Consider the following 21,183-nt stretch of genomic DNA (forward strand, 5'->3'; position numbering starts at 1 on the left):
AAAAACCCTTAAGAAATTAAAAAGCAAGTATAAAGCATTATTTCATAAAAAATACTGAAAAATAACTTTGGAGATTTATATGGAAGTAGCTAGATTAAGTATCGGTGGAATGCATTGTTCAGCGTGTTCTTCTACTATTGAAAAAAATCTTTTAAAGTTAGAATCTATAAAAAATGTAAAAATAAATGTAGTAAGTGGAAAAGCAAAAATATCTCATGAAAATTCTATTAATACACAAGAAATAATCAATCTTATAAATTCTTATGGATTTAGTGCTTTAGTGGATAATTCAAAAGAATTAGAAATAAAATACATTAATGATTTAAAGAAGAGATTCTTCGTTGCTGTGCCTTGTTTTTTGGTTATTTTTATTTTGCATATGAGTGGTTGGCATAGTTCAATGTCTGCATTTTTGCAATTATTATTTGCTTCATTTGTGCAATTTTATTGTGCATATCCATTTTATAAAGCATCTTTAAGTGTATTTAAAACGAAAAGTGCTGATATGAATGTGCTTATTGCACTTGGGACTTCTGTTGCTTATTTTTATTCTTTATACTTATTTTTCTATGATTTTGGCGATGGATATTATTTTGAGGGTTCAAGCTCGATTATTTGTTTTGTTCTATTTGGAGAATATATAAAGTCAAAAGCAAAAAAAAATGCAAATGATGAACTAGGACTTCTAACGCAAATTCTGCCACAAAAGGCAAGAATCTTAAAGGATAATAATCAAACTTTTATTGATATAAGTGATATTAAAAAAGGCGATAAATGTCTTGTAATAGGTGGCGAGAAAATTCCACTTGATGGCGTTATTCTTAGCGGTGAAGCAGAAGTTAGTAGCACTCATATAAATGGTGAGGAAATGCCAAGGAATCTAAAGGTAGGAGATTTGGTTGTTGCAGGCAGTGTCGTATATCATGGAGAAATAATGGTTGAATCTACAAAAGATTCTAGTGAGTTTTTTGTTTATGAAATGTTAGATCTCTTGGAATTATCGCATGTAAAAAAGCCAAAAATAGGAATCCTGGCTGATAAAATTGCATCTATTTTTGTTCCTTTGGTTTTGTTAATTAGTGTGGTAGCTTTTATGTTTTGGGTTAGTATTGGATATTCTCCTATTTTTGCATTATCAATTGCAGCTTGTATTTTGGTTGTATCTTGTCCTTGCGCATTGGGTCTTGCTGTTCCATTAGCTATAGTATGTGCGTCAATTAGAGCTAAGAGAGATGATATTTTGATAAAAACACCAGAAATATATGAAAAGACAAAAGATATAAAATATATAGCATTTGATAAAACAGGCACTCTAACTAGGGGTGAAATAATGGTAAAGGACTTTTTTATACTTGAATCTTCTTGTGATCAATTAGAGATTCTAAAGATTGCAAAAGCAATGCAAGAAAATAATCCGCACCCAATAGCTAAGGCTATTTTAAACTTTACAAATAACTATGAATCTTGCACACTTGATAAGAAAGAATATTTTGTAGCAAAAGGCATTAAAGCTAGCGTTAGAGGCGAAGAATATTATTTTGGTGCGTTAGATTGGGTTTGTTCTCAAGTTAATTGCGAGTTTAGCGGCGCTAGGAATAATGCAGTTGCATTTGGTAATAGCTCCAAGATTATTGCCGTATTTTATCTAAGTGATAGCATTAGAGATGAGGCTTATGATGTTGTAAAGTGGCTAAAGAGAGAGAATATCACGCCAGTTATTCTAAGTGGGGATAATGAAGAATCAGTTAGAAATGTCGCAAAAGAGTTGAAAATAGACGAATTCTACTTTAATCTTACTCCTGCTAAAAAGGTAGAAAAAATAATAGAGTTAAATAAAAGCGGAGGAGTGTGCTTTGTAGGTGATGGGATAAATGATGCACTGGCGTTAAAGGAAGCAAGTTTTGGAATATCCTTTGTAGGTGCGACTGAATTAGCAAAAGAAGTTGGAGATGTATTGCTTTTAAAGAATAGTCTTAAAGGCATTGTATCTGTGTTTAAAATCTCAAAGCAAACACTAAAAAACATACAACAAAATTTATTTTTTGCCTACATATATAATATTGTGTTAATCCCTGTTGCGTTTGGGATTCTTTATCCATTTGGAATCTTGCTTACGCCAACTTTAGCAGGAATGGCTATGGCATTTAGTTCCATTAGTGTAGTTAGCAATGCACTTAGAATCTTAAGGTTTAATTTATGAGAATCTTTATTTTTTTGGCTTTGTTTATTAATTATGTCTTTGGGCTTGATTATGTCGTCTTAGAAGAGGAATATGGATTTAGGGATAATAAAGTGTATTCTAGTCATCTATTTAAGGATATAGAAAAAGACTTTATGCTATTTGAGATACCAAAGAATTCACATATATTTCGAGTAAAAAGCTCACAACTTATAAATAAATTTGAAGAAGAGGGGATTCAAGCTGGTGCTAAGGGTCCTATTGTTGTCTTTAAAAAAGAGAGTAGTGGTGATATTGAAGGGATTAAGAGATATATAGCTTCTTTATTCTTGCAAGAATATAGACAAAATAATATACAAATAAAAGAAATCATACTAGAGCAGATGACGCCTTTCGACTTTGAGGGAGATTGGATTAAAGAAATTGACTTTGGCAAAAGATTATTAAAGAGAAATGAGGGGACATTTGATGTGCTAATGCAAGAGGGAGATGAGAGAAGAAAGAAAATATTCTTTAAGTATTATGTTGATGCGACTTTAGATGTTGTGCAGACTGTTTCTCCAATTAGCGGTGGTGAGACGATATCATACAATAATGCAAAAATAGTAACAATACCATTTGAAAAAGTTTCAAGCTCACTTATGCAATCTTCACAATTAGGAAATATCGCTGCTAGATCTTATACTCCAAGTGATGTGATAGTTACAGAAGATAGGCTTGTGCCAAAGATTGTAGTAAGAAAGGGAGATAAAGTAATAGTAGCCATAAGGGAGAATGGTGTTTTATTAGAGTTTTTATTAGAAGCACAAAAAAATGCGGCAATAGGAGATGTAATAAAAGCCAAGATTGATAAAAAAACATATCAAATAAGAATCATAAGCGAGGGTAGGGGTGAGCTTATATGAGGCGTATTGTAGTTGGCATTAGTGGTGCTAGTGCTATTTATTTGGGTTTTAGGTTTTTAAATATTTTGCCTAATGAGATTGAAAAGTATCTTGTCATATCAAATGGTGCAAGGCTTGTGTTACAGAGTGAGGATATAAAGGTTGATTTTAGCGGTGTAGAAAATTTAACGATTTTTGATGATACAGCTTTAGAATCTTGTATTTCTAGTGGGTCTTTTAGATGTGATTGTATGGCTATTATCCCTTGTTCTAGTAATACTTTAGCAAAGATTGCATGTGGGATTAGTGATACTTTAATTACTAGAGTTGCACATGTGATGATAAAGGAAAGTAGAAAATTGCTTCTTGCTCCTAGAGAAATGCCATTTAGTGCTATTATGCTAGAGAATATGTTAAAGCTCTCACGGCTTGGAGTTGTGATTTCTCCTCCGCTTTTTGGTAGTTATAGTGGGAGAACATTAGATGATATTGAGAATCTAATTTTGGGTAAATGGTGCGATAGTTTGGGGATAGACTATGATTATAAGCGTTGGAGTTAGCAGTTATATGTTTTTGCTAAGAAATCTTCTATTTTATTAAAATCAAGCTTATCATTTATGTCATTTGCAAAGTCTTTATAAACAAGGATCCCTTTATCAATTACAAATAATGCCCTGCTTAGAAGTCCTTCCAAGATTCCATTACCTATTAGAGTGCCATATTTATAGCCAAAACTTTTATTTGCATAATCACTAGCAAAGGTTAGGTTGCTAATCCCAGAAATTGCACAAAATCTATTTGCCGCAAATGGTAAATCCATACTAACTATAATTGTATGAAACCCCTCTTTGGAGGCTAGTTTTTGGTTTATTTCTTTTGTTTGTTTAGAGCATACAGAAGTATCAAGGCTAGGTAGAGACATTATTATTTGGGATTCTGTTTCTTTTGCTATTTCTACATATGACAGATTCCTGCTTCTTAGCAATACCTTTGGTGCTTTTATATCTAGTGTTGGTTCATCTCCTAGTAGTTGCAAGATTTGATCTTTAAAAGATACAATACGCATATAGCCTCCATAAAGTTTTTTAAAATTTTACAATATTCATTTCTAATTAGACTTAAAGATTCTGCTAGGGTGGCGGTATATCTCCCTAGCTTTAGAGTATAGAAAAATTAGTCTTGGGTATTTAATTAGTTTTTCTTCTTTTAGTTTATTTATTAGATTTAGTATATCTTTGTTTTTATAATGTAAAATGTAGTGCAGTATGTATGTTGTGAATAATTTTTTGTATGCTTTTTTATCTTGTAAATTTATTTGTTTGTAGAATCTATATATGTGTAATGCTGCAATTACTTTAGAATATGATAGAAAATATTCTCCCAAGTCTTTGTAATTTGTAAAATGTCCTCTTAGTGGTTCTAAGATTCTTGGCATTTTCTGTGGCATTGTTTTAGTGTAGTGCATTGTTGAATTTTCTCTTATTGTGTAGATATAACCTATAAAGTTTTTATATAAAAATCCCCTGCATAAAGCATATAATATCGTCCCAAAATCTAAGTCTTCACAATAGATTCCTAACTGATGTCGCAAGTTGTATCTATTTAGTATATTTGTATTTATAATCCCTTGCCAACAAAATGAAGAAATATATTTTTTGTGATTTTTTAGCATTTCTAGTCCATTATCGTATGATAGAGATTCATATCTGCATAAAGAATCGCAAGTTATATCGTTTGTGTTTGTGTTATTATCATTTGTTATACTGTGGCTAACAAGCTCTAAGTGTTTGTTGTTTTGTGTTTCTCTAACACATCTTTCTATACTATCTAGTGGCAGATAATCATCAGAATCTACAAATCTAATCCACGAATCTTCTGGTAGCTTTTGTGTTAGCAGTGTGCTTATATCTTCTAGGTTTGTTTTTATGTGATTGTTGTTTGTTGTGAAGTGTTTTAGTATTGTTTCTTTGTCTATTATTTTGGATTCTTCGTTGAATGAGTTTTGTGTATATGATGTAACTTTAGTTGTATTACCAAATATACACTCTCTAAGCTCACTACCATGAATAAATTCTAGTCCCATATTTTTTGCGCTACTTTGCAGTGCATTTGGTTTTTGGATTATTAGAATCCTATTATCATTTTGTGCGTATTGTAGTGCTATATTTAGGCTATTATCAGTGCTTCCATCATCAACTAAGATTATGTCAAGATTCTTATATGTTTGATTTATTATTGATTGCAGACATCTAGCTAGGTAGGATTCTACGTTATGTATTGGTATTATTATTGAGACTAGCGGGTTTTCCATTTTGCAAAGATAGAGATTATCCTCTATCTTTTAGTCCTAATTTATCAATTAGTGTTGCATATCTTTTAAAATCACTCTTTTTAAGATAGCTAAGAAGTCTCTTTCTGTGAGAAACCATTTTTCTTAATCCTAAACGACTTGAGTGATCTTTTTTGTTGATTTTTAAGTGATCTGTTAGAGTTTTTATCCTATCGCTTAGTAGTGCTACTTGCACTTCTGTCGAACCTGTATCCTTTGGATTTCTAGCAAAAGCAGAAGTAATTTCTTTCTTTTTCGCCGAATCTTGAGCCATTTTAGACCTCCTGATTGGTAATTTAAAATAAAGGCGAGATTCTAGCATAAAATTGTAAAAAATTGCTAAAACTTAGTGGATTTATTGATTTTATGGGCTAAAGTAGATTAGAATATCAGATTATTTTTGTCTTTAGGAGATAAGTTGGCTAAAAGTAGCGGTGCGAAGAGTTCATTATTAGGAAAGATAGCTCCATTTTTTGGATTTCTAACTGGTTCAAAAGATTTAACGGTTGTCTTTTTTATCGTTGCTATTTTAGCAATCATTATCGTGCCTCTACCTAGTGCATTATTAGACTTTTTCTTGGCTATATCAATTGCACTCTCCGCACTTATTATCTTAATTGCACTTTATGTAAAAAAGCCTACCGATTTTTCAGCATTTCCGACATTACTTTTGATTGTTACGCTATTTAGGCTTTCTTTAAATATCGCTACTACAAGAATGATTTTGAGTAATGGACACATGGGACCAGAGGCTGTTAGTGATATTATTACTGCATTTGGGCAGTTTGTTGTCGGTGGAAATTATGTAATAGGTGTTATTTTATTTATTATTTTGGTAATTATTAATTTCATGGTTGTTACTAATGGTTCTACGCGTGTATCTGAAGTAAAGGCAAGATTCACACTAGATGCTATGCCCGGGAAGCAAATGGCTATTGATGCGGACTTAAATACCGGACTTATAGGACAAGAAGAAGCAAAGGCAAGAAGGGATGAACTAGCAGCTGAAGCGGATTTTTATGGTTCTATGGATGGTGCTAATAAGTTTGTAAAAGGTGATGCAGTAGCTGGTATTATAATTACGCTTATTAATATAATCGGCGGATTTTTAATTGGCGTATTTCAAAAAGATATGTCTGTTGCAGATTCTGCTTCTACTTTTACTATCCTTACTATTGGTGATGGGCTTGTATCTCAACTTCCTGCACTTATTGTATCTACTGCTACGGGTATTATTGTTACACGATTTAGTAAAGAGGGAGAAAACTTCGCTGCAGGAATTATAGACCAGCTAGTTAATGAATCTAAGACTTTGTTAATTGTTGGTTGTGTTCTGCTTATGTTTGCGTTAGTGCCGGGACTTCCTACTTTATCGCTTGGGTTTGTTGGATTGTTATTTCTATCATTATCCTTGCTTTTAAACAAGCAAAAAGATGGCGAGGTATGGAAGTTTGTAGAATCCATGTTCCAAAAACTAAAAAAACCAAAACAAGATGAAGAATTAGACCCACAAGCAGCACTAAATGCAGCAAAGCAAAGACAAGAAAAAGCCACACAACAAGCACAACAAGTCGCCTCCCAACCACCACAGCCACAAGAGAGTGAAGAAGCAAGGCGAAAGAGAGAGGAAGCAGAGCTTGATAAGGCATTAAAAGTTACTATTCTTAGAGTATCGCTTGGTTATCAGCTAATTAAATTTGCAGATCCAGCACAAGGTGGAGAGCTTGTAAATAAAATAAGGCAGATTCGTAAAGCAGTTGCAACAGAACTTGGTGTTTTAGTCCCTATGGTACATTTGAGGGATAATTTGAATTTAGAACCAGATGAGTATCAAATATTCTTAAAAGATGTAGAAATTGGAAAAGGCAAAATAATGCCTGATAAATTCTTAGCAATACCGGGTGGCTTTGTTGGTGAGCCACCAGATGGGATTCCTACAAAAGAGCCTGTATTTGGTATGGACGCATATTGGATAGACCCAGATAAAAAAGAAGATGCAATTATAGAAGGATATACTACTATTGATTGTGCAACGGTGATTTCGACGCATATTCAAGAGGTAATCAAACAATATGCAGAGGAGCTATTAACAAGACAAGAAGTATCAAATCTAGTATCAAAACTAGGAGAAGATTATCCTATATTAGCAGAAGAAATGAAAGGCGTCGGCGTAGGTATCATTCAACATGTATTAAAAGAGTTGTTGCATGAGCAGATTCCTATTAGAGATATGCTAAGCATTTCAGAAGCAATAGCAAATGGAGCTCCTGCTTATAAGGCTGATTTGCCATCTTTGGTGGAGTATGTTAGGGCTTCTTTAAAGAGAGTTATTACTTATAACTTCAAAAGTGATGATGGTGCGTTAAAGTATTTTGTGCTTTCACCAGCTTTGGAGCAGTTTTTATTAGAGAGATTACCAGACCAGAGTAAAATTGGTCAAAGATTGCGCCTAAGTCCTACTGAATCTCAAAGCCTATTTGATGCTATTGTGGCTTCATATAATAAGAGTGTATCAGTTGGTGCTTCACCTATGATAATAGGTGCTGTGCCTATGATATTAAGAAAACCACTAGCTACTTTTGTAGATCAGTATGGAATCTCTAGAAAAGTAGTTGCGCTATCAGTTGCAGAGATAGATCATCAAAGCAAATATGAGATTTTAGGAATGGTAGATTTTATAGTTTAAAGGTAGATAATGCACATTCACCACCTTTCGCACATTGATTTAGACGGGTATGGTTGTCAGCTTGTAAGTAGTGAGATTTATAAAAATATTGCAACTAAGATGTTTTTTTATAATGCTAATTATGGCAAAGAAGTAATGGCAAGAATCGAACATATAATAAAGAATATAAAACAAAACAAAGAAAATAAGGCACATATAATAATTAGTGATTTAAATCTAACTCTAAGTGAATGTCAGAGTTTAAAAGATGAGATTTTTGAGCTAAATTTAAATGGATATAGCGTTAGTTTCGAACTACTAGATCATCACAAAAGTGGTGCAGAGTGTGCAGCAAAATATGAATGGTATGTGCTAGATACTACAAGATGTGCTACAAAAATAGTCTATGATACGCTAAGTGCCAGGTATGAAGTGTTAGATTTGACTAAAAGTTGGCTATCTCCTATGGTGGATATGATAAATAGTGTTGATTTGTGGTGTGAGAATAGCTATGCCTTTGAGTTTGGCAAGGTGGCTATGCGTATAATTGCTGAATGTAGAGAGTTTAGTAGATTTATGTTTGATGATGATGATAGGGGCTATAAGCTTCATTTATTAAAAGAATCTTCAAAGATTCTTGGACTAAATAATAATTATATAGAGCTTGATAATAGTATTTTGGGGATTAAAAAGAGATATTTAGGTGGTGAGTTAAATAGTGATAGTATTGATAATTTAATATCAAATTTTCAAAATAAGCTATTAAGCAAAAGAGCAGAATCTTCTCTTGTGTATTGTGATGGATATAGAGGGTTTTTGAGTTATGGGCTAGGAAGTATTTCTGTTGTGGCTAATTTGTTTTTAAAAACGAATTGTGATTTTGACTTTTTTATTGATGTTAATACTAGAGGAAATGTGAGCTTGAGAGCAAATAATAAATGCGATGTAAGTGCCATAGCTTCTAAATACTTTGGAGGTGGAGGACATTTTAATGCTAGTGGTGGTAAGATAGAGGGTTTTAAGGAGAGTTTTTTATATGATGATATAAAGGTTATGATAGAAGAAATTTTCAAAGGAGACAAATATGAGTAAAGATAGAATAAAAGAACTAGAAGAAGAAGTAGAAGAACTCTCAATACAGCTTAGTGATATGCTATGTGTAGCACTACTCTTAGCAGGAGTAGATGAAGACAAAATAGAAAAAGCACTAGATTTGTATGTCGAAGAATTAGATGATGAAAGTGTAGAGTATGGTGTAAAGGAAATTTTGGCAAATATAGAGAATCTAAAGACAAAGCACGGAGAATTATTTAAGTGAAAAAAAATATAGCAATACTCTTTAGCGGTAATGGCAGTAACTTAGAGCGATTAATAAGGCAATTACATAATAAAACATTTATCCCTACAAATGAGATTCCAATACATGAATCATTTTTTATCTCTGGGCTTAAGAGGGGGTTTAGAGAAGCTAGAGATAATGAAGATGGAAATAAATTTAGTATAAATGTAGCTCTAGCACTAAGCAATAAAAAAAATGCCTATGGTGTGGTTAGAGCACAAAATCAAGGGATTAAAACAATAGTGTGTGAAAGCAAGGGCAAGGATAGGGAGAGCTTTGATATGGAGCTTGTAAATATCCTAAAAGAGCATGATATTGAGCTTTGTGTTTTAGCTGGGTTTATGAGGATTCTCACTCCTAACTTTACAAATAATTTTAAAGCTATAAATATCCACCCTTCATTGCTCCCATTATATAAAGGTGCAAATGGTATAGAAGATAGCTTTAACTCCCCTATGGTGCTAGGGGGTGTTAGTGTGCATTATGTAACTAGTGAGCTTGATAGTGGAGAGATAATAGCTCAAGGGGTGATACCAAAGTATGAATCTTTAGAAATTTATGAAGAGAGGATTCACGCTTTGGAGCATTTTTTATATCCATTTGCACTATTAGAGGCTGTATATAGGGATATATATGGCATATAGGATACTGCACACAGAGTGGAGTGATGGCTATGGTGGTCAAGAGATGAGAATCATAGCTGAAATGCAAGAAATGAGAAAAAGAGGACATTATGTAGCACTTGCTACTAGGGATTCTTGTATGATATTGCAAAAGGCTAGAGAACTTGGCTTTGATACTTATGTTGTGCCATTTTCTGGGAAGTTTGATTTAAGAAGTATTTTGCAGCTTAAAAAAATAACACAAGAAAATAATTTTCAAATCATCAATACTCATAGTGGGATAGATACTTGGGTAGGTGGTCTAGCCTCTCTTATAAGTAATGCAAAATTCATACGCACAAGACATCTATCAAATAAGATAAATAGCTCTAGGCTAAACTTCATAAACGAACTTGCTGATTTTATAATGACAACTGGTGAGAGTGTAAAAGAAGCAATGATTAAAGATAACAGAATTAAAAGTGATAAAATCCTATCTGTGCCAACAGGCATAGATGAGGAAAGATTCGCACCTATGCGATATGATAAGCAAAAATCAAGAAAAAAATACAATATACCGCAAGAAAAAATAGTTGTCGGTTTTTTAGGGATTTTGAGACGATTTAAGAGGTTTGATAACTTTGTCTCTCTTGCAAGAGAGATTCATAAAAGTTATCCAAATGTATATTTTGCTATCGGTGGTGGAGGAGTTGGCAAAGAATACTTAGATAAGCTTGTATGTGGCTATATAAATGAAAATGGAGAGAAAATAGAATCTGCTGAAAGTTATGTTGGAAGAATTGGATTTATTGATAATCCAGCAGAGTTTTTAGAGGCTATTGATATTTTTGTTCTTACTTCAGATAGTGGAGAGGGAGTATCTCAAGCACTAATGCAAGCACTATTTATGGAAAAGATTTGCATTGCCGCTGATATTGGGAGCTTGAAGGATTTGTATTGTGATAATAACTTTATCCTTACAAATGATGCGACATTAGAATCTTTTATAAAAGCTCTAATAGATGTGCTAAAAAAAAGGGTAGATATAAAAATAAATAGAGAGTTTATGGTGGATAATTTCTCTCTTTCTTCAATGGGGAATAAAATAGAAGGGATATACAAAAGACTTTTAGAGTGTTAGCAAAAAGTTGTAAATATCTTTTGCTATATTTTTGTAATCTAGCTTTGCTTGTGCTAGTTTTAGTAAGTTTTGTTTTTTTTCTATTAGTTTATTTTTGTCTGTTTTGATTATCGATTCTATTGTGCTTGTTATATGTGTTTTGTCAAATTTTGTAAAAAATGCACTATTTTCATCAAATAATCTTATATATTCTGGCAAATCATTTATTAGAGGGATTACACCATTACTTGCATATTCCATTACCTTTATTGGAGAGGCTACGCTATATAGCGGTGTGTTTGGGATTATGCCTAAGCCTATATCATAGTTTGGGATTATATTAAATATCTCATTAAATGGAACAGAATTCCTTAGTCTTATTTTATTATTTTGCTTGGTTATTTCTTTTATTTTATCCATTTCAGAATTTTCACTAGAGCTAAAAATATCTAATACAAAATCACTATTTACTTCATTTATAGCGTCTATTATCTCTAACATTTGTCTATTTTTATCTATTGAGCCTATGTAGAGTAGTTTGAGTGGGGTATTTATTTGGCTTATATTTTTCTTTATTAATTCTAAATTGCACAAACTAAAGTCAATGCCATTTGGTATGTAGGAAGTTGGAATTGTAAGATGGCTATAAAACATGTCTTTAAAATGAGGAGTGCTGCCCATGTATGCTAGGCATTTTTCTAGGATTTTTGTATGCAGATAGTATTTTATTTTATACTCTATGCTTTTTCTAAGAATAGCTTTTTTATCTCTTTTTGCTTCATAGATTCTACGATAGTCATGTGGGAAAGTCTCCCAAAACACTATTTTTTGACTAAATGGTAGAATCTGCTTTGCTATTGAATAAAAGTTTCTAACAATTATAAAATCAAAGTCATTTAGATTGTAATTAAGTCTAAGGAGTGTTTTTACGAAATTTCTATGCTTTGTAGAATATGGAAATATAAGCTTGTTATCAACGCTTATTGCAACTTTTGAATCTTTTGTAAAATACACCATATAGCACTCACAATATTCTAAAATATGGTGTTCAAAGATCCCCTTTAGAGCTGTTTCGTGTTCATTTATTTGCTTGTCTGTGATACATAGGATTCTCATAGCCTTTCTTTTATATTTGGAAATTTATCTAGCAGATATAATTTCACTATTTTACCAAATGAAAAGTATTTTCTGTATTTTAGAATTTCTTTTTTTGTGTATATATCAAAATACCCAGTATATAGGATATATTTAAATAATCGTCTTGCATGGTATCTTATTTTTCTTTTTAGGAATTTTTTCCAAAATTTTGATTCTTGATTTATTAATAGTTTTTCATATTCTTGTATTATTGTGTAGAATGATTTTACTTCTAGTTGTGCTTTTTGCAGGGTTATATTTGATCTAGTTAGGGAATCTTTTGACTTTACTATTGTATATACTGCTATGTTGTTTATGTATAGCTTTTCTGTTTTTAACATTATGCTTGTGTGATATAGGTTGTCCTCATGTAGTATGTTTGTTTCTATGAAGTTTATATTGGTAGAGAATAAAAAGTCTGCATCATAGCAATACATGCAAGGAGAGTGCCATTCATTTCTTAAATGAAACGCTATTTGCTGTGGCGATATTAGATTTGTGTTTATTATCTCTTTGTTAAAGAAGTAATTTTCTTGCAGTTCTTTATTTGTGTAGTCATAATTTGCATAATATACGCTATTGCTTAAAATGCATTGTATATTTTTATTTTCTTCTATTATGTTTTTATAATGTTCTAGTGCGAAATTTTCTAATAAATCATCAGAATCTAGGAAGCATACATATATATCTTTAGCCTTTGTTTTTTCGTATTCTTCTTGTGCTATTTTTAGTGCTTTGTTCCTAGCTATACTTACTCCACTATTTTTATGTTTATGCAAGATTATCCTGTTATATTGCGTATATTCTTGTGCTATATCATAGCTATTATCTGTGCTCCCATCATCTATTAAAATAGCTTTGTAATTTTTATATGTTTGATTCTTTAGTGAGTCTAGCGTGTTTTTTAGAGTATTTTGTGAGTTGTATATTGGGATGATTATTATAAATTGTATCAACATATACTCCATGTTAGTTTGTGGTGCGCTGAGCGAGACTTGAACTCGCACGGGTCGCCCCGCCACCCCCTCAAGATGGTGTGTCTACCATTCCACCACCAGCGCAATAGATTCTGCAAAAGCAGAATCTAAATATTATTAAAGTCCTAGCACTGCTAAGAAAGGATTTGCATAAAGTAGGATTAAAGCTACAACAAGTGTATAGATAACTTGTGCTTCAATCATTGCTAAAGCAATAAACATAGTTGTCATTAGCTTACCGCCAACGCCTGGATTTCTAGCCATACCAGAAATAGTAGCAGCAGAAGTATTACCCATACCAATAGCACCACCTAATGCAGCAATACCTAATCCAATACCAGCAGCAATTGCAGAATATGCAAGTAGCATTTCTCCATTGCTTCCACCTTCAGCAGCAAATGCAAAACCTGCTAATGCCATAAATACGAAAAGTAACTTTTTCATTATTTGTCCTTTGTTTAAGATTCAAAGCCTGTTCGGATTCATTCCCCTACTTATCGCTTTGGAAGTGTGATTATTATAAAACTTGCATAAAGATTCAATAAAATGTGCTAAATTTACTATTAAAGATAAATTTATTACAATTTTCAATTGTATTTAGATTGTTTTGGAGTGTTTTATGTATCACATTGTTCTTAATTCTGATGAATCATATATGAAATATGCTGCTGTTTTAATCTCTAGCATAGCTAAAAATAGCCCACATGATAATGGATATATGATACACATTCTTACAAATGAAATTTCAAAAGAAATAAGCGATAAAATGGAGCTTCTAACTAATAGCCTTAGTAAATATTGCAAAATTAGCATAAAGTTACATCATATGGGTGATAAGGACTTTCAAGGCTCACCTTTATGGGGAGAGAATCAAAACTATCTAGCTTATTATAGACTGAAGTTAGCACAAGTTATGCCAACAGATATCGATAGATGTTTATATTTAGATGTTGATATGCTTGTAGTTGGCGATATTAGTTGTTTGTTTGAAGTAGATTTAGGCGAGGCAATAGCTGGTGTTGTGCTAGACTTTTATAGACCACAGAATAAAAGACCACTAGCTCTTAAAAGACAAAAGCTATCTTATGTCACTTTAGATACAAACATTTATTTTAACTCTGGTTTATTACTTGTGAATTTGAAGCAATGGCGAGAGCATAAAGTAGAAGAAACATGTATAGAGTTTCTAAGTAATTATGAATCTATGTTTCCAGATCAAGATGCACTAAATGTAGTTATAAAGGATAAGACGAAGATCTTATCTCCAAAGTTTAATTATTATTTGCTACTTCCTTCTAATAAGCTAGTATTTAGAGGTAAGAACAATGCTAACATAAATGAAGAAGAAAGTGTTTATAATGAGGCACTAAAAGATATTAGAATTGTTCATTTTATAGGACATTTGAAGCCTTGGGATTCATTTGTAGAACCATTTTACAATTATGGTCATTTGGTAGCTACTCCATATATTAGGCAGTGGTGGAGTATAGCACTAAGATGTGAAGCCTTTAGAGATGAGCTTTTAGACATTTATGAAAATAGAGAGCAAGAAAAGTTAGACATTCTAGCACGAGATATATATCTAAAAATGAAAAAACTAGAATACAAAATAAACTCTACACGCCACCCAATAAGAACGCTAATTAAAAAATTAAAAGGAGAATTATGAAAGGCATAATTTTAGCAGGTGGTAGTGGCACACGGCTATATCCTACAACACTCACCATATCAAAGCAACTCCTACCAATATATGATAAGCCTATGATTTATTATCCATTTTCCGTACTTATGTTAGCACACATTAGAGATGTGCTAATAATCTCAACTCCAAGTGATATAGATAGATTTAGAGAGCTTTTTGGCAGTGGGGATTGGCTTGGTATGAATATAGAATACAAGATTCAAAGCTCTCCAGATGGACTAGCACAAGGGCTTATCTTAGCAGAAGAATTTGTCAAAAACGATGATATGGCATTAATTTTAGGGGATAATATTTTCTATGGGCAGGGTTTATCTCCAATGCTAAAAGAAGCAAAAGAAAATGCAAAAAATAACTACGCAACTATATTTTCATATAGGGTAAATGATCCGCATAGATTCGGAGTAGTGGAGTTTGATGAGAGTGAGAACATACTAAGCATAGAAGAAAAGCCACAAGAGCCAAAGAGTAACTTTGCGGCTACTGGACTTTATTTTTATGATAATTCAGCCATTGATATTGCAAAGAGCATAAAGCCAAGCACTAGAGGTGAGCTAGAAATCACTGATGTAAATTCTGTATATCTAAGCAATAAAAGGCTAAAGACACAGATTCTAAGGCGTGGGTTTGCATGGCTTGATACTGGGACACATGATAGTCTGCTTGAGGCTGGAAGTTTTGTGCAGACAATAGAAGTAAGACAGGGTTATAAAGTAGCGTGTTTGGAGGAAATAGCATACAATAATGGCTGGATAGACAAGGAAACTCTGCTTAAAAGAGCGGAATTTTTGGCAAAGAGTGGGTATGGTGAGTATCTAAAAAAAGTATCAGAAGGCTTTCGATGAATATTTTAATCACTGGTGGAGCGGGGTTTATAGGGAGTAATTTTATAAATTACTTTGCTAAAAAGTATAGAAATTATCATATTTTTAACTTAGATTCTTTGACATATGCTGGGAGTTTGGAGAATCTAAGAGAAGTTGAAAGCGAAGAAAATTACACTTTTATAAAGGGCGATATTTGTGATTTTGACTTTGTTAGAGAAGTGTTTTTGGAGCATAAAATAGATTCTGTCATACACTTTGCTGCTGAATCTCATGTTGATAATTCTATTAAAAATCCAAGTGTATTTATAAATACTAATGTAAATGGCACTTTTAATCTATTGCATAATGCTTATAATGCTTGGTTTGTTGAGCCATTTGTGTGTAAGGATTCTGCAAGACATGTATTTTTTCACATTAGCACAGATGAGGTATATGGCTCACTAGAGATTAATGATGAGCCATTTACTGAATCTACCTCCTATGCACCAAACTCTCCTTATTCAGCTTCTAAGGCATCTAGCGATATGCTTGTTAGGTCTTATTTTCATACTTATGGTTTATGTGGATTTATAACTAATTGTTCCAATAATTATGGGATAAAGCAACATGATGAAAAGCTAATCCCAACAATAATAAGAAACGCATTATTAAACAAAGACATACCAATATATGGAGATGGGAAAAATATAAGGGATTGGTTATATGTAGATGATCATGCAAGGGCTATTGACTTGGTGTTTCATAGTGATTATTTTGGAGAGAGTTTTAATGTTGGTGGGAATTGTGAGATTCAAAATATAAATATCGCAGAGTATATCTGTAAGGCACTAGATAAGCTATACCCAAAAGAAGAATCCTATACAAAGCAAATAAGATTTGTAAAAGATAGAGCAGGGCATGATAGAAGATATGCAATAAATGCCTCTAAGATACAAAACAAGCTAGGTTTTATACCGCAAGAATCCTTTGAGAGTGGGATTATGAAAACTATACAATGGTATGCAAAGCAATATGGATTTTAGAAATTATAAATTATTAAATTTTAGCGTTATGGGTGATTTGCGTGGAAATCTTGTGAGTTTGGAAGAAAATAAAAACATACCATTTTGTATAAAGAGAGTGTATTATATATACAATACTAGCGATAAAGAGAGAGGATTTCATGCACATACAAGATTGGAACAAGTAGCAGTTGTGTTAAGTGGTGAGTGCGAGTTTGTGCTCGATAGTGGAAAGAGTAGGGAAGTTATAAAGCTAGATACTCCTAGTGTTGGGCTATATATTGGCATTGGAATATGGAGAGAGATGAGGAATTTTAGCTCTAATTGTGTGCTAATGGTTTTAGCTAGTGAGTATTATGATGAGAATGAGTATATTAGAGATTATGATGAGTTTTTAAAATTTAAGGGGATAAAATGAAAAAATCACCAAAATTATCATTACTAGCACCTAGTTTCAATCATCAAAACTATGTGAAGTATTTCTTAGATTCTGTATTAAATCAAACTTGTGAAGATTTTGAGCTAATTATTGTTGATGACTGCTCTTCTGATTCAAACATACAAATAATAGAAAGCTATAAAGATAAGAGAATAAAGCTAATCAAACATAAGCATAACTTAGGAATGAATGCTGCACTTAATAGTGCGTTTGAAAAAAGCACTGGAGAATACTTAATGTTTTGTGCTAGTGATGATATTCTAGCTCCAAATGCCATTGAGACAATGATAAATGCCCACAATAATAGCAAAGCAGTTACAATTTATACCAAGCTTATCCCAATAGATATTAATAACAATGTAGTTCATAGTCATATGAATGGATATTTAAATATGCAAAAAAGAAGCACAGAAGAGTTCTTGCGACATACATTTTTAGTGTCAAATCTCTTTGTATCACCCGGAATGTGTGTTAAGAGAGAATATTTTGAGAGAATTTATCCATTGCCACTATCATTGTGTAACTACCAAGATTATAAAATGCACATAGATTTACTTAAGTTTGGTGAAATTGATGTGTTAGAAGAAAGAGTTGTGTATTATAGGTTACCAAGTGCTGTATCTGGTGCTAGTGCTCCAAGTGCTAAGACTGGAATGAGAGAATATTTAGAGACGCATTATTTTTTGGATTCTTATATTGCATATGATGATTTAGAGCTTTTATCTAGGACATTTGCAAATGAGATAGAATTTACAGGGATAAAGCCATTTAAAGATACCTTGGAGTTTTTTTGGGGTTGCATGGCATTATGTTCGCCTCATGATATAAGGAAGACTTGGGGTTATCATAAGATTATGAATTTTTATAATACAAAAGAAGGTGCAACTTTACTTTATAAAAGATATAAATTTACATTTGCACATCTTTTGAATCTTGTTAATTTTTTTATCAAACAATAACTATTTTGCGATAATCACAGAGCCAAATAGATCCGCAATAGGAATTATAGTTACATTGTGTTCTTTGGAGAATTCATCTATGGCTTCTTTAGTGCCACTAAATACCTTGTTATGATAGTCGTGTGCCATTATGTATCCACCTTGACTTAATCTAGGGTAGAATATTTCTAATGCGTCTTTCATTGGCTTATATAAATCCATATCTAAGCTAACAAATGCAAATTTCTCATCATCTAGGTCAAATGTCCCTGGAAAGTAACCTTGTTTTATTATGCAGTTTTCTTTATGTGGCATAGATTCTAATACTGCATTAGCGTTTGTATTTTTGAATCCTTTATTAAAGAAATCAGTAGATCCAAACTCGCATTTTATATCACTTGGACTAAAGCCCTCAAATGTATCAAACAAATAAAATTGTCTATCTTTGAATAATCTATTTATAATCCTTGCGAACTCTCCTTTAAATACACCACATTCAGCGATCGCACCATTTACATTTTTGCTCAGTATTTGTTGTGAGAGTAGATATAGTGTTTGGATTCTTATAAAGTCAAATCCTTCTTGTGTGTTTTCATGCCACATTGTTACGGCTTGGAAGTTTTTTGCTTTCCATTTTGGCATTATTTTTTGCGTTAGATCTAAGTTGAGATACCTTTTTACAAATTCATTTGGTAATTTTAGTGCTTCTTGTATTTTTGGATTATTTTCTCTTTCAAATATATAACCGCATATTATAGATTCATTAATACCTGCTCTTAGTAGTTCTTCTTTTACAGATTCAAAGTTTCCACTTGCTATTAAAATATAATCAAATTCTATATCTTTTAATTTTGAGATATTTATTAAGGGTTTATTATTAAATTGCCCCCCCCCCCCCCTTGTTAGCTCATAAGAGTTTATAAAGGCTATAATTTCACAACTATCATCTATTAGTTCCATAGCATATTTATAAGCAGAACCAATGCCACATACTACAAGTTTCATAATTTGTCCTTTGTTTAAAACTAAAAAGCCCTAATTATACCCTTTTTGTCATAACTTTAAGCTATCTTTATAATATCTTTAAATATTTCGCTAGTAGAGTAAAATCCTTTTAGTTTGTTATAGTGTTCAGCATAGACTTTTTGCATTATTGGAATTCTATAATGTGGATTATCCACTGCTTTATATGCTATTGTTTTTAGTCTGTCTTGTATTGTTAAATAGTGTCGAAATGAAGTTGCTAGGGGAAGTATGAATTGTCTATTACTAAATTCCCAAAATTGATACCACAAATGTGCCAATCTATAATGCAATAAATCTTCATTAATACTACTAAACACACCATTTCCATGCATATTATATACAGAATCTACATCAGTAGAATGATATGAAAAGCCATGTATTAAATGTACAAAATTCCTAAAGCTATCCCCACCATATATATCATCTTCTAGTGCATTATCAAAAATGTGCATATAATTATTTAGACAATTTCTAAATATAGAACTACTAGTATGTCCCATAGTAGGATGTGACATTGGAGATTTTATTAATTCTAAGTCTTGTTGTGTGAGTGTTTTGTTTTGTATTACTTTATCTCTCTCATCAGCTGTTAGTAGCGAGAGAAACATACAAGAATGATCAATTGGATAATCAATGTATATATAATCTTCATTTGGCTTTTTAACTAGAGTTTTGCCTTGATAGCTCGTGTAGTTTTTGTTAGATTCTAAGAAATTTAGTGCTTTTTCTATCTTATCATCTCTAAGCCAGTAGTCATCACTATCAAGTGTACAAAAATACTCGCTATCTATTTGCTTGTATAGTGCTATTGCATTTTTACATACTTTTAGATTCTTCTTTTGTTTTATTAGCTTTATTTTGTCTTTGTGCTTTTTTCTGTATTTTTCTATTACTTTTATACTATTATCTGTTGAGGCATCATCGCTTATTATTATCTTGTATGGATAGTTTGTTTTTTGATTTAGGATTGAATCTAGAGTTCTTGTGATTGTTTGTTCGCCATTGTAGTTTGGTATGAGTATGCTTAATGAAGGCTTCACTATCTTGCCCCCCCCCCCCTATTTGTAAAATAAAATTGAAACTATACTTAAGCATTTATTAAATATATTTTAAAATATTATTAATTTTTACTTGCTTGAGCTTTATTTTCTGTGTTGTATAACCATATGAAAACTTCTACTACTGCTTTGTATAGTTCTGGTGGGATTTCTTTATCTATTTCTAAATCCATTAATGAATCCACTAATGCTTTGCTTTGAAACAATGGTATGTCAAATTCTTTTGCTTTTTCTATTATTCTATCTGCTAATAGTCCTTCCCCCTTTGCTAGAACTTTTGGTGCTCTTTGTTTATTTTGTTCATATGCTAGAGCGACGGCTTTTTGTATGTGTTTATTTTGCACTAATACGCTCCTAAGATTCTATCTACTGCTTCCCAAGTGAGCGGACTATTTGGCTTTCTATCTAAAAAATGTTTTATCATTCTTGCAAACATATCTGTTTCTATATTTACTTCATCACCTACTTTGTATGTGTGGAGTAAAGTATTTTGCAATGTGTGTGGGATTATTGTTAGTCTAATTCCATTTTGTAATACTTCATTTATAGTTAGGCTAATACCATTTATACATATGCTTCCCTTTGGGATACATAGACTTAGTATTTCTTGTGTTGTTTTTATATAAAAGTCTGTGCCTATTTTGTGTTTTATTATTTTTGTGATTTCTCCTATACCATCTATATGCCCTTGCACGAAATGTCCATCAAGTCTGTCATTTGTCTTTAGTGCTGGTTCTATATGGACTAGATTCTTGTATGATTTTATTGCTATATTTTTTATGCTCTCTTCGCTTAATTCTAAGGAAAACCCATTTTCTAATATTTCTATAATTGTTAGACATGCACCATTTACAGCTATGCTATCACCTAGTTTTCCTTTGTGTTTTGCAATTATTGTCAGTTTATTGTCTTGTAGGCTTTTTACTTGTGCAATTTCTCTAACCAAGCCTGTAAACATCTATC

At 32.1% G+C, this 21,183-nt stretch carries 23 protein-coding genes and 1 tRNA gene; 13 read left to right on the top strand and 11 right to left on the bottom strand.

All coding sequences use genetic code 11. The features are described 5' to 3' along the window. Positions 1-79: 79 nt before the first annotated feature. The 3 genes from PF022_RS06965 to PF022_RS06975 are packed head-to-tail and all read left to right on the top strand — an operon-like array spanning position 80 to position 3,623. On the top strand, positions 80-2,200 hold the full coding sequence (locus PF022_RS06965) for a heavy metal translocating P-type ATPase (protein ID WP_271023321.1): 2,121 nt from the start codon (positions 80-82) through the stop codon (positions 2,198-2,200). Further along, positions 2,197-3,084, top strand: a complete 888-nt coding sequence (gene flgA, locus PF022_RS06970) for a flagellar basal body P-ring formation chaperone FlgA (RefSeq protein ID WP_271021779.1) — start codon at positions 2,197-2,199, stop codon at positions 3,082-3,084. The genes PF022_RS06965 and flgA overlap by 4 nt, the downstream gene beginning before the upstream one ends. After that, the gene (locus tag PF022_RS06975; protein ID WP_271021780.1) at positions 3,081-3,623 is read left to right on the top strand and encodes a UbiX family flavin prenyltransferase; all 543 of its coding nucleotides are present in this window, start codon (positions 3,081-3,083) and stop codon (positions 3,621-3,623) included. Before flgA ends, PF022_RS06975 begins: the two co-directional genes overlap by 4 nt. Here PF022_RS06975 and tpx read toward each other — a convergent pair. The 3 genes from tpx to rpsO are packed head-to-tail and all read right to left on the bottom strand — an operon-like array spanning position 3,620 to position 5,666. Further along, a complete protein-coding gene (gene tpx, locus PF022_RS06980; protein ID WP_271021781.1) occupies positions 3,620-4,129 on the bottom strand; it encodes a thiol peroxidase in 510 nt (169 codons plus the stop codon). The two genes, PF022_RS06975 and tpx, sit on opposite strands and share 4 nt — an antisense overlap. Before the next feature lie 42 nt (positions 4,130-4,171). After that, positions 4,172-5,374, bottom strand: a complete 1,203-nt coding sequence (locus tag PF022_RS06985; protein WP_271023322.1) for a glycosyltransferase family 2 protein — start codon at positions 5,372-5,374, stop codon at positions 4,172-4,174. A 16-nt stretch (positions 5,375-5,390) separates the two neighbouring features. Continuing rightward, positions 5,391-5,666 carry a 30S ribosomal protein S15 gene (rpsO, locus tag PF022_RS06990; RefSeq protein WP_271021783.1) on the bottom strand — a complete coding sequence of 92 codons (276 nt, stop codon included), beginning with the start codon at positions 5,664-5,666 and terminating at the stop codon, positions 5,391-5,393. A 144-nt stretch (positions 5,667-5,810) separates the two neighbouring features. Between rpsO and flhA the strand changes: the two genes are divergently transcribed. From flhA to PF022_RS07015, 5 genes are read left to right on the top strand one after another with little or no spacing between them, the layout of a single operon-like run. After that, positions 5,811-8,078 carry a flagellar biosynthesis protein FlhA gene (flhA, locus tag PF022_RS06995; RefSeq protein WP_271021784.1) on the top strand — a complete coding sequence of 756 codons (2,268 nt, stop codon included), beginning with the start codon at positions 5,811-5,813 and terminating at the stop codon, positions 8,076-8,078. A 9-nt stretch (positions 8,079-8,087) separates the two neighbouring features. Next, entirely contained in the window at positions 8,088-9,149 is a 1,062-nt protein-coding gene (locus PF022_RS07000) for a DHH family phosphoesterase (RefSeq protein WP_271021785.1), read from the top strand. Further along, positions 9,142-9,375: a hypothetical protein gene (locus tag PF022_RS07005; protein ID WP_271021786.1), complete on the top strand. Its 234-nt coding sequence runs from the start codon at positions 9,142-9,144 to the stop codon at positions 9,373-9,375. The genes PF022_RS07000 and PF022_RS07005 overlap by 8 nt, the downstream gene beginning before the upstream one ends. Next, positions 9,372-10,040: a phosphoribosylglycinamide formyltransferase gene (purN, locus tag PF022_RS07010; RefSeq protein WP_271021787.1), complete on the top strand. Its 669-nt coding sequence runs from the start codon at positions 9,372-9,374 to the stop codon at positions 10,038-10,040. The genes PF022_RS07005 and purN overlap by 4 nt, the downstream gene beginning before the upstream one ends. Beyond that, the gene (locus tag PF022_RS07015) at positions 10,030-11,139 is read left to right on the top strand and encodes a glycosyltransferase family 4 protein (RefSeq protein WP_271021788.1); all 1,110 of its coding nucleotides are present in this window, start codon (positions 10,030-10,032) and stop codon (positions 11,137-11,139) included. Before purN ends, PF022_RS07015 begins: the two co-directional genes overlap by 11 nt. Here PF022_RS07015 and PF022_RS07020 read toward each other — a convergent pair. The 4 genes from PF022_RS07020 to PF022_RS07035 all read right to left on the bottom strand — a co-directional run bounded on the left by PF022_RS07020 (position 11,128) and on the right by PF022_RS07035 (position 13,676). Then, positions 11,128-12,234, bottom strand: a complete 1,107-nt coding sequence (locus PF022_RS07020) for a hypothetical protein (RefSeq protein WP_271023323.1) — start codon at positions 12,232-12,234, stop codon at positions 11,128-11,130. The genes PF022_RS07015 and PF022_RS07020 overlap by 12 nt on opposite strands. Further along, on the bottom strand, positions 12,231-13,211 hold the full coding sequence (locus PF022_RS07025; protein WP_271023325.1) for a glycosyltransferase family A protein: 981 nt from the start codon (positions 13,209-13,211) through the stop codon (positions 12,231-12,233). Before PF022_RS07025 ends, PF022_RS07020 begins: the two co-directional genes overlap by 4 nt. A 21-nt stretch (positions 13,212-13,232) precedes the next feature. Further along, positions 13,233-13,316: transfer RNA gene (locus PF022_RS07030), tRNA-Leu, on the bottom strand. A 33-nt stretch (positions 13,317-13,349) separates the two neighbouring features. Beyond that, positions 13,350-13,676 (bottom strand): F0F1 ATP synthase subunit C, encoded by a 327-nt coding sequence (locus tag PF022_RS07035; RefSeq protein ID WP_271023326.1) that lies wholly within the window; start codon positions 13,674-13,676, stop codon positions 13,350-13,352. A 175-nt stretch (positions 13,677-13,851) separates the two neighbouring features. On the opposite strand from PF022_RS07035, the gene PF022_RS07040 reads away from it, so the two are divergent. Genes PF022_RS07040 through PF022_RS07060 form a run of 5 tightly spaced genes read left to right on the top strand, consistent with a single transcriptional unit; the run spans position 13,852 to position 18,157 of the window. Continuing rightward, positions 13,852-14,901 carry a glycosyltransferase family 8 protein gene (locus tag PF022_RS07040; protein WP_271023327.1) on the top strand — a complete coding sequence of 350 codons (1,050 nt, stop codon included), beginning with the start codon at positions 13,852-13,854 and terminating at the stop codon, positions 14,899-14,901. Further along, positions 14,898-15,776, top strand: coding sequence for a glucose-1-phosphate thymidylyltransferase RfbA (gene rfbA, locus PF022_RS07045; RefSeq protein WP_271021794.1), 879 nt, complete (start codon positions 14,898-14,900; stop codon positions 15,774-15,776). Before PF022_RS07040 ends, rfbA begins: the two co-directional genes overlap by 4 nt. Continuing rightward, positions 15,773-16,780, top strand: coding sequence for a dTDP-glucose 4,6-dehydratase (gene rfbB, locus PF022_RS07050; RefSeq protein WP_271023329.1), 1,008 nt, complete (start codon positions 15,773-15,775; stop codon positions 16,778-16,780). The genes rfbA and rfbB overlap by 4 nt, the downstream gene beginning before the upstream one ends. Continuing rightward, positions 16,770-17,177: a sugar 3,4-ketoisomerase gene (locus PF022_RS07055; RefSeq protein WP_271021796.1), complete on the top strand. Its 408-nt coding sequence runs from the start codon at positions 16,770-16,772 to the stop codon at positions 17,175-17,177. Before rfbB ends, PF022_RS07055 begins: the two co-directional genes overlap by 11 nt. Continuing rightward, positions 17,174-18,157, top strand: coding sequence for a glycosyltransferase family 2 protein (locus tag PF022_RS07060; RefSeq protein WP_271023330.1), 984 nt, complete (start codon positions 17,174-17,176; stop codon positions 18,155-18,157). The genes PF022_RS07055 and PF022_RS07060 overlap by 4 nt, the downstream gene beginning before the upstream one ends. On the opposite strand, the gene PF022_RS07065 is transcribed toward PF022_RS07060, so the two are convergent. The 4 genes from PF022_RS07065 to ribE all read right to left on the bottom strand — a co-directional run bounded on the left by PF022_RS07065 (position 18,158) and on the right by ribE (position 21,178). Continuing rightward, complete coding sequence (locus PF022_RS07065; protein WP_271023332.1) at positions 18,158-19,141, bottom strand: TylF/MycF/NovP-related O-methyltransferase; 984 nt, start codon at positions 19,139-19,141, stop codon at positions 18,158-18,160. A 56-nt stretch (positions 19,142-19,197) separates the two neighbouring features. Further along, positions 19,198-20,202, bottom strand: coding sequence for a glycosyltransferase family 2 protein (locus tag PF022_RS07070; protein ID WP_271021800.1), 1,005 nt, complete (start codon positions 20,200-20,202; stop codon positions 19,198-19,200). An 80-nt stretch (positions 20,203-20,282) separates the two neighbouring features. Next, on the bottom strand, positions 20,283-20,564 hold the full coding sequence (locus PF022_RS07075; protein WP_271021801.1) for an EscU/YscU/HrcU family type III secretion system export apparatus switch protein: 282 nt from the start codon (positions 20,562-20,564) through the stop codon (positions 20,283-20,285). Then, entirely contained in the window at positions 20,564-21,178 is a 615-nt protein-coding gene (gene ribE, locus PF022_RS07080; protein ID WP_271021802.1) for a riboflavin synthase, read from the bottom strand. Before ribE ends, PF022_RS07075 begins: the two co-directional genes overlap by 1 nt. Positions 21,179-21,183 lie beyond the last annotated feature (5 nt).

The sequence above is a fragment of the Helicobacter sp. WB40 genome (assembly GCF_027859275.1).
Classification (GTDB): Bacteria; Campylobacterota; Campylobacteria; order Campylobacterales; family Helicobacteraceae; genus Helicobacter_D; species Helicobacter_D ibis.

Excerpts from the sequence above, each read along its gene's own strand:
- PF022_RS06965 (WP_271023321.1), top strand. The coding sequence starts at position 80 with ATGGAAGTAGCTAGATTAAGTATCGGTGGAATGCATTGTTCAGCGTGT.
- flgA (WP_271021779.1), top strand. The coding sequence starts at position 2,197 with ATGAGAATCTTTATTTTTTTGGCTTTGTTTATTAATTATGTCTTTGGG.
- PF022_RS06975 (WP_271021780.1), top strand. The coding sequence starts at position 3,081 with ATGAGGCGTATTGTAGTTGGCATTAGTGGTGCTAGTGCTATTTATTTG.
- tpx (WP_271021781.1), bottom strand. The coding sequence starts at position 4,129 with ATGCGTATTGTATCTTTTAAAGATCAAATCTTGCAACTACTAGGAGAT.
- PF022_RS06985 (WP_271023322.1), bottom strand. The coding sequence starts at position 5,374 with ATGGAAAACCCGCTAGTCTCAATAATAATACCAATACATAACGTAGAA.
- rpsO (WP_271021783.1), bottom strand. The coding sequence starts at position 5,666 with ATGGCTCAAGATTCGGCGAAAAAGAAAGAAATTACTTCTGCTTTTGCT.
- PF022_RS07000 (WP_271021785.1), top strand. The coding sequence starts at position 8,088 with ATGCACATTCACCACCTTTCGCACATTGATTTAGACGGGTATGGTTGT.
- PF022_RS07005 (WP_271021786.1), top strand. The coding sequence starts at position 9,142 with ATGAGTAAAGATAGAATAAAAGAACTAGAAGAAGAAGTAGAAGAACTC.
- PF022_RS07015 (WP_271021788.1), top strand. The coding sequence starts at position 10,030 with ATGGCATATAGGATACTGCACACAGAGTGGAGTGATGGCTATGGTGGT.
- PF022_RS07020 (WP_271023323.1), bottom strand. The coding sequence starts at position 12,234 with ATGAGAATCCTATGTATCACAGACAAGCAAATAAATGAACACGAAACA.
- PF022_RS07035 (WP_271023326.1), bottom strand. The coding sequence starts at position 13,676 with ATGAAAAAGTTACTTTTCGTATTTATGGCATTAGCAGGTTTTGCATTT.
- PF022_RS07040 (WP_271023327.1), top strand. The coding sequence starts at position 13,852 with ATGTATCACATTGTTCTTAATTCTGATGAATCATATATGAAATATGCT.
- rfbA (WP_271021794.1), top strand. The coding sequence starts at position 14,898 with ATGAAAGGCATAATTTTAGCAGGTGGTAGTGGCACACGGCTATATCCT.
- rfbB (WP_271023329.1), top strand. The coding sequence starts at position 15,773 with ATGAATATTTTAATCACTGGTGGAGCGGGGTTTATAGGGAGTAATTTT.
- PF022_RS07055 (WP_271021796.1), top strand. The coding sequence starts at position 16,770 with ATGGATTTTAGAAATTATAAATTATTAAATTTTAGCGTTATGGGTGAT.
- PF022_RS07060 (WP_271023330.1), top strand. The coding sequence starts at position 17,174 with ATGAAAAAATCACCAAAATTATCATTACTAGCACCTAGTTTCAATCAT.
- PF022_RS07065 (WP_271023332.1), bottom strand. The coding sequence starts at position 19,141 with ATGAAACTTGTAGTATGTGGCATTGGTTCTGCTTATAAATATGCTATG.
- ribE (WP_271021802.1), bottom strand. The coding sequence starts at position 21,178 with ATGTTTACAGGCTTGGTTAGAGAAATTGCACAAGTAAAAAGCCTACAA.